Genomic DNA, 12,871 nt, shown 5'->3' with positions numbered 1-12,871 from the left:
TCATTTGATGAGTAATCTAAAAATTATCAATTTTACTACTTCATGACTCGTTCGTTAGTCTGTATGGGAAGCAAGGCATGACGCTTTGTTTGAACTTGGGAGGTAATTATGAAATTGAGCTTTGGGAGCGTGTATGTCAGCAGCCTACTCTGAAAATAAACAGCTGTTCTCACCGATTGAGATGATGGCAGAAGCCGAGAAATTTGCATTAAGCAAAGCCAAGAAAAGTAGCGGTATGACACTGAGCCTTGCCATTATGGCAGGTGCTTTTATCGGCTTAGCATTTTTGTTCTACATCACTGTCACCACAGGCAGTGCTAACGCAGGTTGGGGGCTCAGTCGGTTAGCGGGTGGTTTAGCCTTTAGCATGGGGCTGATTTTAATCGTGATTTGTGGCGGTGAACTGTTTACCAGTTCCGTATTGTCGAGCATTTCTTGGGCCAATAAACAAATCAGCTTTAGCAAAATGTTATCCATTTGGGGCAAGGTTTATATCGGTAACTTCATTGGTGCCATGTTCTTACTGCTTTTGGTTACTGGGGCTGGTCTCTATCAGTTGGATGATGGTCAATGGGGTTTGAATGCGCTGAACATCGCGCAGCACAAACTGCACCATACACCTGTTCAAGCATTTTCTCTTGGGGTGCTATGTAACTTACTAGTTTGTCTTGCTATTTGGTTAACGTTTAGCTCAGCCAATGCAATGACCAAAGCCGCAATGACAATTTTGCCTGTGGCGATGTTCGTCTCTAGCGGCTTCGAGCACTGCGTAGCCAACATGTTTATGGTCCCTTTAGGCATTGTGATTCAAAACTTTGCACCAGAGAGCTTCTGGCAGCAAATCGGTATCAGTGCCACTCATTATGCAGATTTGAACATTCATCAATTTGTGGTGGCAAACCTTATCCCAGTGACTTTGGGCAATATCGTCGGCGGTGCGGTGTTAGTTGGTCTCGCCAACTGGTCTATTTTCCGCCGTCCACAACTTAAAGCCGCAAACATTAGCACTATAACGGAAACAGCAACAATTACGTCAGTGAAGGAAACGAAAATGAATAAAACAATTACAGTTAAAGACATTATGAACACCCAACCTGTAACTCTAGGCGTGGAAATGCCAACCGCAGTTGCCATTGATATGCTGCTGGATAACCAGCTCGATAGTGCTCCTGTGGTTGATGCGGCTGGTCGTTTGGTCGGGTTTTTCTCAGCTCACGATGTCATGGTGGATTTATGGTGCCAAGACTACCTCCCTACCGAAGGGCAAAAAGTGGTGGATCTTATGAGCCGCGATGTTATCGCCATCGATGCATCTGACCGTCTGATTGATATCGCCGAATTTTTATGTATCGATAAAGAACAGTTATACCCTACTACTAGCATGGGTATTGCTACTCGTTTTAGCTCACTCTCTTTAGAAGAACGCGCAAAAAGCATGAAAGTGAACAAACCACAAAATCTCCCTGTCCTTGAAGATGGCAAGTTTGTCGGTATGCTAACTCGTAACCATGTACTGGCAGCACTACGTCCAATTTATGGCGAGCGTCTAAGCGTGGTCAAAGAGCGTACGTTAGAAACGGCTTAACACGTTGTTTTGTTCAAAATGGTTTTTGGTCAGGAAATAAGTCGCTTGACTAAAAAGCAAAGACCCCGCATTGCGGGGTCTCTTTTATTCATCTATTTCGCTTGTTACTATCCCTGACGCCACCAGCGTCCGACGCACGGGTTTTCAGGATCAAGATATCGATTCAATAACGTTAAGTTGCTGTCGAACAAAATGAGATAAGGTTGAATCTCACTGACATTTAACGCCCTCTTTGTGGCATTGATACACTGCATCAATAAATCCGTAAGACAGCGAACAAAAACCCACTTTGGGTTGTCTGCGATTTTATGGTTGATCGCTAAAATAGCCTCATATGCGATTTGGTAGGGAATGGCTCTCACTTGCGTGAGATCGCGCAGAAATGAGCCCGCCACGACACCTTCAAGGTAGACACGGTAAGTCGTTAGTTGATCGACCAATAGAAACAGTTCCGCGGCTAAATGCGTATAAGGGTATTTCACCGCTAGGTGATCGTGCAGATCCGGTGAAATAGCCAGCGTGATCTCCGTCATTTCACAGCGTTGTTTAAGTACTCGCAGTAACCCTTGCTCATCCATTAATTGCTGAATTTCAAAAATACGCTGCAAGTGATAGTCGTTAGAAATGAAAGTAACAGGTAATGTTTTTTGCGTGTCAATACCACCGTTTTTTTGCAGCTCTAACGCGACGTTCTCGATATTTTCCACTGTGCTGGTCGAGTGTTCTTCCAGCAAAATGCGGTTATTCGAAAGTGACACATTGAGCCGAGTAAGCTCCGATTGAAGGTAATGATACATAGCCTTCGCTTCAGAAATCTGTTGCCCTAGCGTGAGCCCACCGCATAAAGCAATGACACTATGATCGATGTCATGACGTTGTAACGCCTTAACGAGGCCATCAACACGGCTACGCCCTTCTAATGTTAATTGCTGATCAACAAGTCGTTTACCCAATACGATATAAAGATGCTCGGCTACCATCGTTATTTTTCTCTCTCCATTCCAGCCACCATAAAACTTGTGTCATAGCAATCGACACCAAGAAAGCAGCAGTATTAAAACGTATGGTTTGGTAACACGTAAATACTCCTACATGTGCATAGTGCTTGAGTCAAAAAATAAAATAAACAATCGCTTTTTAAACATTACTCAAACGATAGCCACGCATTAGAAATGCTCGTGTATAAAGTAAGGTTTCTGCGATAATTGTTACAATTTATTTATAACTACCGATGATAAAATCCACAGGAATAAACTCTAAAAATCCACTACATGGAGAGATTAATATGTGGAATAAACTCAATAAATCAATGATGTTCTGCCAAATGATGTTTGGCTTATCATTTTACGGGGTAATGGTTATCCTAACCCGTTTTTTTCTAGAAGATTTGGATTATAACGAAGCCGATACCATGATGGTGGTAGGAGCATTTTCATCCATTGGCCCCCTTTTTGCGATCGCTGGTGGTTTTATTGCCGATAAGTTCCTTGGCGCTTATCGTTCATTAACCATTGCCTACGGCGCTTTTGCTCTTGGTTACACACTACTGGTGCTGGGTGCCTCAACAACCAACGTCGCGATGGCATTAGCAGGCATCGCTTTAGCGAGCTACGCACGCGGATTAATGTCTCCTTCTTACCCCAGTTTATATAAACGCACTTTTAGCTCCCAAGAACATTTTGAAAACTGTTACCCTGTCAATTATTCGGTAAACAATGTGGGGGCATTACTTGGTCAATATTTATTCCCGATGTTTGTTTTAGTGATCGGTTTTCACGGTAGCTTTATGCTCTCAGCCATTTTGGCAGCGTTCGCCTTTGCCACTTTAATTGTGTTTAACAAATCATTAGTGAATGCTGCAGCTGAGATTGATCAAGCTCCCGTAAGCGTGAAAAACTGGCTCGCCTTTTGTGCAGTATCATGCGCGATGGTTGGGCTAGTTTTCTTCATGTTTTCTAATATGGACATCGGTCAAAACATCGTTTATGCCATTGGTGCGGCTGCCATTTTTTACTTCATCTTTTTGATGTTTAAAGCGAATCGATCCGATACCTTGAAAATGGGCACTATTCTTATCATGACGGTGCTCACCACCTGTTTCTTTGTCTATTACGGGCAAATGATGACCTCCATGACCATGGTAACCATTAATACGATGCGTGGTGACTTATTTGGATTAATCCCAATCGCTCCTGAAGCATCAATGGCGATGAACCCACTGTGGTGCATTGTTGCTGGGCCTGTCATTGCTATGACTTTCTCTTCACTGGAAAAGCGAGGCATTAATTTTTCAACAGCCACTAAAATTGGCTTTGCATTCATCTTTACCGCCATTGCATTTGGCATTTTAACCGTGGCAGTCATGAATATTGGTGCTGATGTTATCATCAGACCAGAAGTCTTTTTGATGATCCACTTCTTCCAAGCTTTTGCGGAAGTCATTGTTGGTAGTTTAGTAGTGGCCTTCATTTTGTCAGTGGCTCCCAAGCACATCGAAAACTTTTCGGTTAGCCTCTTTTCAGTCGCCATCGCCTTAAGCGGCATTGTGGGTGCGGTGTTCTCAACCTCCATCGCATTAGAAAAAGGTCAAGTGATCAGTCAGCATATCGTCCAAAGCGTTTATGGCGACTACTTTAAAATGCTCACGATCTTAGCCGTAGTGATGGTAGCAGTGGCCATCGTCGCTTCATTGGTTGTTCGAAAAATGCTTGAAGCATCAAAAATGAACGAACGGGATGAGCTTGCAGAAGTTGCACCTAACGAAGTTTAAACATCAGCAAAATGTGAACATTATTAATGCCTCATACCATTATGCGTATGGGGCTTTTTATCTGCAAAGTTACATATTCCCATCTCTTCAAAGTAAAATAACGTAAATGATAGTTATTATCATTGAATCAATTGAGCACTCAGTTTAAGGTTATACCTACAAAAGACAAAACGGTAATCTAGAGAATAATGAAAAAAGAAACAGAACCTAAACGCTCTTTCTATCCACTCACGGTTGTGGGGAGTCAGCAGATTTCGCCTTCCCTGCAACGCATTACATTACAGGGTGACTCAATTGAGCATTTTACACTTGAAAACGAAGGCGATTACATCAAGCTGTTGTTTAGTGAAGATGGTAGCACTGATTTGTCACGGTTAACCCCTGATCAACGCCCAATAATGCGCACTTATACCATTCGAAGCTTTGATGCGACCAACAACCGCATTGAAATCGATGTTGTACGGCATGAGGCGGAAGATAAGCAGTGCGGATTTGCAGTCAGATGGGCGATGCATACGGCCATTGGCGATACGATTTCAATTGCCGGCCCCGGTAAAGCGCAGGACTTAAATCTCAGTGGTTCATGGTTTTTCTTAGCGGCAGATATGACGGCACTCCCCGCTCTTGCAGCTCAATTAAAACGTTTACCACGTGATGCAAAAGGTTATGCAGTAATTGAAATTGAGCATGTGGATGATAAGCAGGCGCTACAGGCTCCGGAGAACATAGAGATCTCTTGGGTAGTGAAAGACAGCAGCACCAATTTGGCAACTTCGGTTATCGAGAAAAATTGGCTAGGTGAGAATGGCTCGGTATGGTGTGCGTGTGAATTTGATACCATGCGCGCGCTAAGAGAGTATTTTCGCAATGAAAAAGAGATAGCCAAAGACAATATTTATATCAGCAGCTACTGGAAACGTGGCGTCAGTGAAGATGGGCATAAACAGCTCAAACAGACGGATGCACAAACCCAGTCATAAACAGCAATAACACAGTAAAAAGGTGACTTAATAGAGGTCGCCTTTTCATTCAATACGCTCAATTTTCAACGGTTCTAGCTTTAATGGAGCAAGCCTCAGCGGGCCACGGTTAGCTTGGCTAACGACTCAATACAAATCGCGTCATGTCGCCAGTATTCGATGCCACAATCGATCAGTTCACCCTGTTGATTATAATTAATGCGCTCAACGACCATCGCCGGAGTGCCTGATGTAGCGCGTAGCGCTTGCGCCATATGACCAAGCAAAGAGCTAGTGGTAATTCGATAACGGACTGTTTGATACTCCACGGCAAAATGGTCGCGATAAATATCCGTCAGTGATTGAGACAAATCGAAAGTCAGCAAGTTGGGAAACAATTCAGGGCGCACGTAATTCGTCACATAGACCACGGGGCGATCTTCTAAATAACGCACACGATCAATTTGGTAAACATCCGAAAACGGCTTCAATCCCAATAAGAGCGATGCTTGTTTATTGGCTAATAGCGCTTTTGCCATCATCAGTTCCGTTTTTGGTACTCGGTTTTGTGCTAAAGCCATGTTGGTGAAATTCAGAGTTTGGGTTGGGTCGTAACGTATCGGCTCGGGAGAAATAAACCAACCTCGCCGATCTTCTCGGTAGATCTTGCCATCCGCTTCCAACAGAGACAAAGCCTCACGCAGGGTAACGCGTGTGGTATTAAACGACTCTGCAAGTTTTCGTTCAGAAGGTAATTTTTGACGAGGGGCAAGCATGCCAGCATCGATTTGTTCAACAATCACATCTTTAATTTTTACGTACTGCACAACATCCACTCCCAGCCTAAATACGTGCATGCCAAATTCATAACAAACTGATACCGTATTATTTGCATTCTATGTCGAACAAGATTAATGTCATAGCCTGAATCGCAATAACATTGACGTTAATTTTTATACCGCCTAGCTTTTTGGCGGTATTTCTTTTTGGAGTATTAAAAATGTCAAACTTAGCACCTGTCTTAGTTTCAAGCCTTGATATGGACAGAATATCCGCATTACTGGATGGCATGCCTAAACTAACGCCAGAGTTAGAAAAGCTCGAGGCTGAGTTGGATAGAGCCACCATTGTCGCCCCACAAGAGATGCCAAATAATGTGGTGAGCATGAATTCGACCGTACGCTTCAAGTTTATCGACAGTGATGAAGTGATCGAAAAAAATCTTGTGTATCCGCATGAAGTGAAAAGCAGTCAAGATATCTCTGTTTTTGCCCCAGTAGGCAGTGCATTGTTGGGCCTAGCTGTTGGTCAACAGCTCAGTTGGCTAATGCCAGGTGGTAGAGAAAGAGTGATTGAGATTCTTGATGTAGTTTATCAACCTGAGCGTGACGGTGAATTCAACCGCTAACGAATCTATTTGTTGGTGTGGAGGTCGATATCATCACTCCACACCCCAAGCCACATCATTGTAAATAATTATGCGACCAAAATATCTTTAAGCTCGTGCAATGAACGCACATGGTAGTGTGGCTCAATGCCATCAACAGCACTTGCGCCAGTAGAGTTTAACCAACAGGTTTCAATACCAAAATTCAAGCCACCTAGAATATCGGAATGCGGGTTATCCCCTACCATCAATACACGATTTTTAGCAGGGTTACCCATTTTATCTAGCGCGTAGGCAAAAATCCCGTGATCAGGTTTCGCTACACCAACCTCTTCTGAAATAATCACGTGGTCAAAGTATTCACTCATCCCCGTTCTTTGCAAACGAATCGCTTGAAGTTCGGTAAAACCATTAGTAATGATGCCAAGTTTCGCTCGACCTGTAAGGGCATCCAATAACTCTTTTGCTCCTGGTAGTGGAGTGCAGATATCTGCCATGGCTTCAAGAAATGCGCTGTTTAATTCCGTGGTCGTCGTCGCGAGCTTTTCTGCCCACTCTGCAAAACGAGTATGCTTCAACTGCGCCGCCGTGATATCACCATTTTGGTAATCGACCCACAGTGGTTTGTTAACTTCTTGGTACTGCGCAAAATCTTGCTCAGTAAACAACACTCCTTTGCGCTCAAACATCAGCTGCATACCTTTGAAAGCATCAAAATGAAACAAGGTCTCGTCAGCGTCAAATAAAATCCAGTCGTACTTCATGATCTCTCCTCATAATGTTCGGGCTAGTTTAGATTGTTTTTAGTTAAATGATAATCTCTATCAGCAGAAACTTTTAAAATTCAATGTGATAGCGATTTAATCGTCCCTGTAATAAAAAAGGCTCCAATGAGCCTTTTCTTATGCTTAATATTGCAAATTATGATGCTTTTTCAGCTTCGTTAACCATAGAAAGCGCCAATGCTTCGGCCGCTTTAATACCATCAATGCCTGCTGATAAAATCCCGCCAGCATAACCTGCACCTTCACCTGCCGGATAAAAGCCTTTCAGGTTGATGCTTTGGAAATCTTTACCCCGTTTAATGCAAATAGGTGATGACGTGCGAGTTTCTACTCCAGTTAACAAACCATCATCAGAGGCAAATCCTTTGATCTGCTTATCAAACGCTGGGATCGCTTCACGAATGGCTTCAATGGCAAAATCAGGCAACGCTTTTGAAATATCTGTCAACTTGATGCCGGGTGTAAAAGAGGGTTCGACATCACCTAACGCACTCGGATCACGACCTTGTAAAAAGTCACCAATTTTTTGTGCTGGCGCATCGTAGTTTTCGCCGCCAAGTTGATAAGCTCTTGATTCAAGCTCACGTTGGAAGCGCACGCCCGCCAGCGGATCACCGGGATAATCACGTTCAGGATCAATACCCACCACAATCGCACTGTTAGCATTACGTTCTGCGCGAGAATATTGGCTCATGCCATTGGTCACAACGCGCCCCTCTTCAGAAGTAGCCGCCACTACCGTGCCACCGGGGCACATGCAGAAGCTATAAACAGTGCGGCCATTCTTACAGTGGTGAACCAATTTGTAGTCCGCCGCGCCAAGAATGGGGTTACCCGCATTCGAACCAAAACGCGCTTCATCAATCATTGATTGTTTATGTTCAATACGGAACCCTACTGAAAAGGGTTTGGCTTCCATATAAACGCCACGTTCATGCAACATTTCAAAGGTATCACGTGCGCTATGACCGACCGCAAGGACAACATGACGTGTTTTAATTTCTTCACCATTTGACAGCGTAAGCCCGGTAATTTGCCCTTCTTCGATGTGAATGTCATCAACACGAGTACTAAAACGAATTTCACCGCCTAATTCGATGATTTTGGCACGCATTTTTTCAATCATGGTCACCAATTTGAACGTGCCAATGTGCGGTTTGCTCACGTACATGATTTCAGCAGGTGCGCCCGCAGCGACAAATTCTGTAGTGACCTTACGACCATAGAAGTTAGGATCTTTCACTTGGCTATAGAGTTTTCCATCAGAAAAAGTTCCCGCTCCACCTTCGCCAAACTGCACGTTAGATTCAGTATTCAATGTACGTTTACGCCAAAAACCAAAGGTATCTTTGGTGCGTTCGCGCACTTCTTTACCACGCTCGACAATGATTGGGTTAAACCCCATTTGAGCAAGAATCAGTCCTGCGAATAGACCACAAGGGCCAAAGCCTATCACTACTGGGCGCTCAGTAAGATTCGCTGGCGCTTGAGCAACGAATTTGTACTCCATATCCGGCGTCACTTTCACATGCGGATCATCAGCAAACTGAGCAAGCAACTCTGTTTCATTCTCCACGCTCACATCTAGCGTGTAAATCAGCATGATTTTCGTTTTCTTACGAGCATCGTAGCCACGTTTAAACATATTGAATGAAAGAACTTGTTCATCAGCAATACCAAGTTTTTCAGTAATAGCAGCAAAAATTGCCCCTTCCTCGTGGTCCAAAGGAAGTTTAATTTCGGTTAAACGTATCATGTCGGTGTCTCGTTTTAGTCGGTGTCTTAGCCAAAGCCGCAAGCGGCCCGCTCACAATGGCGCGCATTTTACGGGAAATAGCGTTATCTGTCATACTAAATCCCGAATTCATCACACGTTACGCTAGATATTCATAGCGTTGGATGTTGAAATTTAACTTGGGATGCGTATTATCCCCATTCTTCATTTTTGACTAACTAAGAGCTGATCATCATGGCGTTTGTCGTAACGGATAATTGCATCCAATGTAAATTTACTGACTGTGTCGCGGTATGCCCTGCAGATGCCTTTCACGAAGGCCCCAATTTTATGGTGATCAACCCCATTGAATGCATTGATTGCGGTTTATGTGTTCCTGAATGTGCAGCTCAAGCTATCTTTCAAGAAGATGAACTCCCAGAAGATCAGAAGATTTACATCGAACTCAATGCTGAGCTTGCCGATATATGGCCGGTGCAAACCGAAGTCAAACCAGCCATGGATGATGCTGAAAAATGGAATGGCGTGCCAAACAAACTGGGGATGTTAGAGAAGTAGTCTTTTCTTTTTATAACTAGCGTTATAAAAAAAGCGCAAACACGGCATCCGTTATCACGCTTTTTGACGACAATCCAAAGCAACAACTTTTAAGCTTTACTTATTGACCGAGTGATCTTGGTTTGATCTAGTGATGTTGGCGGCGCAGGTTATCCAAAATAATACCCGTAGCCATTGCTACGTTAAGTGACTCTGCTCCCCCGAAGGCGGGAATGGTGATTTTGTCGGTGACATATTGAGCCACTTCGGCACGAATACCATGCGATTCACTGCCCATCAATAAAATCCCTTCTGCTGCAAATTTCGTATGATGTACGCTCTCACCTTCTAAAAAAGCCCCATAAACAGGTAGATTTGAACTCTGTAAATAAGCACTCAAATCCACTTGGCTCACCGTAACACGCCCAAAGCTACCCATGGTGGCACTGATGGTCTTGGGATTGTATGGATCGGCGCAATCGTGGCTAGCGACAATGTGTTTAATGCCATACCAATCAGCGACACGGATAATCGTCCCTAAATTACCGGGGTCAGAAACACCATCGAGAGCGATCATCAATCCTTTTGCTTCAGGCACCGTCACTTCGGGGATCTCAACGACGGCGATTGCCGCATTATTGCTCACCAAAGTGCTGGCTTTGGTTAAGTCATCTAATGTGGCCTCAATGCATTCAAAAACACTAAGCTCAACGCGGTTTTGTGCGATAAACTCCGCAGTGGCAAAAACCTGCTTTACCGTCAGTTGGCTGTTAATCAATTCCAACACGTTCTTTTCGCCTTGCACTAAAAACAGGCCATGAGCCTTGCGCTGTTTCTTTTGGCCTAAAGCACGAAGTAGTTTCAGTTGGTTTTTTGAAATCATAAAATATCCGCAGTGAGGTAAGGTTGGCCTAGTAAAAACGCCGCATTATAGAGTAAAGGCCGTCAGAGCTAAAGCAGTGTAAGTCGAGTTTCAATACCATATGTTCAGTTACTAACAAACAAGGAAATCCATATGAAACGTTTTCTTCCCTCTTCCGTTATGTTAACCCCCTTTGTCGTCAAGCATTATGATCAACAAGATAGTGATCAACTTGAAGATGATCATCATAAAGAGCCCAACGACAATGACACAAAAGAGAACGAAGAATCGAGCTAAAAGCTCAGACATTAGTTTATAATCCACTCATCAAATAACTTTACAACCCATTTTTTGACGTTATTATCGCGACGCAAACGTTCTCCCAACCCGTACAATACTAAATAATGAGGGTTTTATGCTGCCTGATATTGAAATTTGCCGCGCCACTTCATTAACCTCCATAGAGGCTATCGCTAACAAAGCAGGATTCACCGCCAGCGAATTCCACAGCCAAGGCCGCTTTAAGGCGAAAATTTCATTAAGTTGCCTTGAACGTTTGCAAACACAAACGGTTGGAAAGTTAATCCTTGTGACTGCCATTACCCCAACGCCATTAGGGGAAGGAAAAACCGTCACGACCATCGGCCTATCACAAGGAATGGCAAAATTGGGTCATTCGGTGATGGCATGTATTCGTCAACCCTCAATGGGACCAATCTTTGGTGTTAAGGGCGGAGCCGCTGGCGGCGGTTATTCACAAGTGGCACCAATGGAAGAGCTCAATTTGCATCTCACTGGCGATATCCACGCCGTCACAGCCGCGCATAACCTAGCGGCAGCGGCGATAGATGCCCGGATCTATCACGAACAGCGCCTTGGTTATGACGATTTCGAACAGCGCACCGCAATGAAAGCACTGCGTATCGACCCAAATAATGTGGTTTGGAAGCGAGTGATGGATCACAACGATCGCGCATTGCGCATGGTTACCGTTGGCCGAAATGAAACGGATAAATCAATCAATGGCTTTGAGCGTGAAGATGGTTTTGATATTTCAGCGGCTTCTGAGCTAATGGCGATTCTTGCATTAGCCAAAAACTTAAACGATCTGCGTCAACGGATTGGGCGGATTGTCGTCGCCTATAGTCACCATGGTACACCGATTACCACCGAAGATTTACAAGTCGCTGGGGCGATGGCTGTCAGTATGAAAGAGGCGATTGAACCTACATTAATGCAAACGTTAGAAGGCGTACCGACACTGATTCACGCCGGGCCTTTTGCCAATATCGCGCACGGTAACTCTTCTATTATCGCTGATGACATCGCCACAAGGTTAGCCGAATTTACTGTAACAGAAGGCGGCTTTGGCTCTGATATGGGATTTGAAAAGGCGTGTAATATTAAAGCCGCGACATCTGGGAAAGCGCCAGATTGCGCCGTTATCGTCACCACACTTCGCGGCTTAAAAGCGAACTCTGGTCTGTATGAATTGCGTCCCGGCCAGCCAGTTCCCGACACTCTATTTCAGCCAGACCATGCCGCGTTGGTGTCCGGTTTTGAAAATCTCAAATGGCATATTGAAAATGTGAGTAAGTATGGAATACCCGCCGTGGTTGCCATTAACCGCTTTCCACAAGACAGCCAAGAAGAGCTTGAGCAGCTCGCAATGATGATTCACGCACTACCCTACCAGGTAGAGGTTGCACTGAGTGAAGGTTTTGCTCTTGGAGGCGAAGGGACGACTGAGCTTGCTTCCAAAGTCATTAAGCAGTGTCAAAAAGTGAGTACGTTCACACCGTTATACCAAGCACAGCAGACGATCGAAGATAAGATCAACGCCGTAGCGAAAAAGGGCTATGGCGCGGCAAGCGTCACTTTTAGTGATAAAGCACGACGTCAAATGCACAACATGCAAGAGCAAGGTTACGGTAAACTTGCTGTCTGTTTGGCGAAGACGCCGCTTTCAATTTCAACCAACGCTGCGATTAAAGGCGCACCAAAAGGTTTTGATGTACCGATTCGCGAATTAAAGCTCTGTGCGGGTGCTGGCTTTATCTATGCGCTATGCGGCAACGTGATGACCATGCCGGGCCTTCCTGAAAAACCCGCCTTCATGTATTTAGACATTGATTCTAAAGGAAATATTATCGGCCTAACCTGATATTATTGTTCGAAATTAACCTTTCTGAGCACAAATCTTCGGGCTCAGAAAGGTTTTCTTCACGCTATTTGTTTTCTTTCTCTGTAA

At 44.3% G+C, this 12,871-nt stretch carries 12 protein-coding genes; 7 read left to right on the top strand and 5 right to left on the bottom strand.

What is annotated here, in order from left to right; translation table 11 throughout:
* Positions 1 to 133 precede the first annotated feature (133 nt).
* Positions 134 to 1,585 carry a formate transporter FocA gene (focA, locus tag EXZ60_RS12520; protein WP_277435786.1) on the top strand — a complete coding sequence of 484 codons (1,452 nt, stop codon included), beginning with the start codon at positions 134 to 136 and terminating at the stop codon, positions 1,583 to 1,585.
* Between the two features lie 107 nt (positions 1,586 to 1,692).
* Here focA and EXZ60_RS12515 read toward each other — a convergent pair whose 3' ends face one another.
* On the bottom strand, positions 1,693 to 2,565 hold the full coding sequence (locus tag EXZ60_RS12515) for a YdcF family protein (protein ID WP_277435785.1): 873 nt from the start codon (positions 2,563 to 2,565) through the stop codon (positions 1,693 to 1,695).
* 305 nt (positions 2,566 to 2,870) lie between these two features.
* Between EXZ60_RS12515 and EXZ60_RS12510 the strand changes: the two genes are divergently transcribed.
* Together EXZ60_RS12510 and EXZ60_RS12505 are read left to right on the top strand one after the other, a co-directional pair.
* Positions 2,871 to 4,355, top strand: a complete 1,485-nt coding sequence (locus EXZ60_RS12510) for an MFS transporter (RefSeq protein ID WP_208892852.1) — start codon at positions 2,871 to 2,873, stop codon at positions 4,353 to 4,355.
* 188 nt (positions 4,356 to 4,543) lie between these two features.
* Complete coding sequence (locus tag EXZ60_RS12505) at positions 4,544 to 5,335, top strand: siderophore-interacting protein (RefSeq protein WP_277435784.1); 792 nt, start codon at positions 4,544 to 4,546, stop codon at positions 5,333 to 5,335.
* Between the two features lie 95 nt (positions 5,336 to 5,430).
* Here EXZ60_RS12505 and phnR read toward each other — a convergent pair whose 3' ends face one another.
* A complete protein-coding gene (phnR, locus tag EXZ60_RS12500) occupies positions 5,431 to 6,141 on the bottom strand; it encodes a phosphonate utilization transcriptional regulator PhnR (protein WP_026027711.1) in 711 nt (236 codons plus the stop codon).
* A 173-nt stretch (positions 6,142 to 6,314) separates the two neighbouring features.
* Here phnR and rnk point away from each other — a divergent pair, with 173 nt between their 5' ends.
* Entirely contained in the window at positions 6,315 to 6,722 is a 408-nt protein-coding gene (gene rnk / locus EXZ60_RS12495; protein WP_277435783.1) for a nucleoside diphosphate kinase regulator, read from the top strand.
* A gap of 68 nt (positions 6,723 to 6,790) precedes the next feature.
* On the opposite strand, the gene yjjG is transcribed toward rnk, so the two are convergent.
* Positions 6,791 to 7,465 (bottom strand): pyrimidine 5'-nucleotidase, encoded by a 675-nt coding sequence (yjjG, locus tag EXZ60_RS12490; RefSeq protein ID WP_013867832.1) that lies wholly within the window; start codon positions 7,463 to 7,465, stop codon positions 6,791 to 6,793.
* A 157-nt stretch (positions 7,466 to 7,622) separates the two neighbouring features.
* Positions 7,623 to 9,242 carry an NAD(P)/FAD-dependent oxidoreductase gene (locus EXZ60_RS12485; protein ID WP_010318512.1) on the bottom strand — a complete coding sequence of 540 codons (1,620 nt, stop codon included), beginning with the start codon at positions 9,240 to 9,242 and terminating at the stop codon, positions 7,623 to 7,625.
* A 213-nt stretch (positions 9,243 to 9,455) separates the two neighbouring features.
* On the opposite strand from EXZ60_RS12485, the gene fdxA reads away from it, so the two are divergent.
* Complete coding sequence (fdxA, locus tag EXZ60_RS12480) at positions 9,456 to 9,779, top strand: ferredoxin FdxA (protein ID WP_010318513.1); 324 nt, start codon at positions 9,456 to 9,458, stop codon at positions 9,777 to 9,779.
* Between the two features lie 127 nt (positions 9,780 to 9,906).
* On the opposite strand, the gene EXZ60_RS12475 is transcribed toward fdxA, so the two are convergent.
* Complete coding sequence (locus EXZ60_RS12475; RefSeq protein ID WP_088729640.1) at positions 9,907 to 10,641, bottom strand: RNA methyltransferase; 735 nt, start codon at positions 10,639 to 10,641, stop codon at positions 9,907 to 9,909.
* A 132-nt stretch (positions 10,642 to 10,773) separates the two neighbouring features.
* Between EXZ60_RS12475 and EXZ60_RS12470 the strand changes: the two genes are divergently transcribed.
* Positions 10,774 to 10,917, top strand: coding sequence for a hypothetical protein (locus tag EXZ60_RS12470; protein ID WP_013867835.1), 144 nt, complete (start codon positions 10,774 to 10,776; stop codon positions 10,915 to 10,917).
* Positions 10,918 to 11,035: 118 nt separating this feature from the next.
* Entirely contained in the window at positions 11,036 to 12,784 is a 1,749-nt protein-coding gene (locus EXZ60_RS12465) for a formate--tetrahydrofolate ligase (RefSeq protein ID WP_064626178.1), read from the top strand.
* Positions 12,785 to 12,871 lie beyond the last annotated feature (87 nt).

Source organism: Vibrio sp. 1151_11 (genome assembly GCF_029478525.1).
Taxonomy (GTDB): Bacteria; Pseudomonadota; Gammaproteobacteria; order Enterobacterales; family Vibrionaceae; genus Vibrio; species Vibrio anguillarum.
Note: the sequence above shows the minus strand (reverse complement) of the source record. Positions and strands in the feature narration are given on the sequence as shown.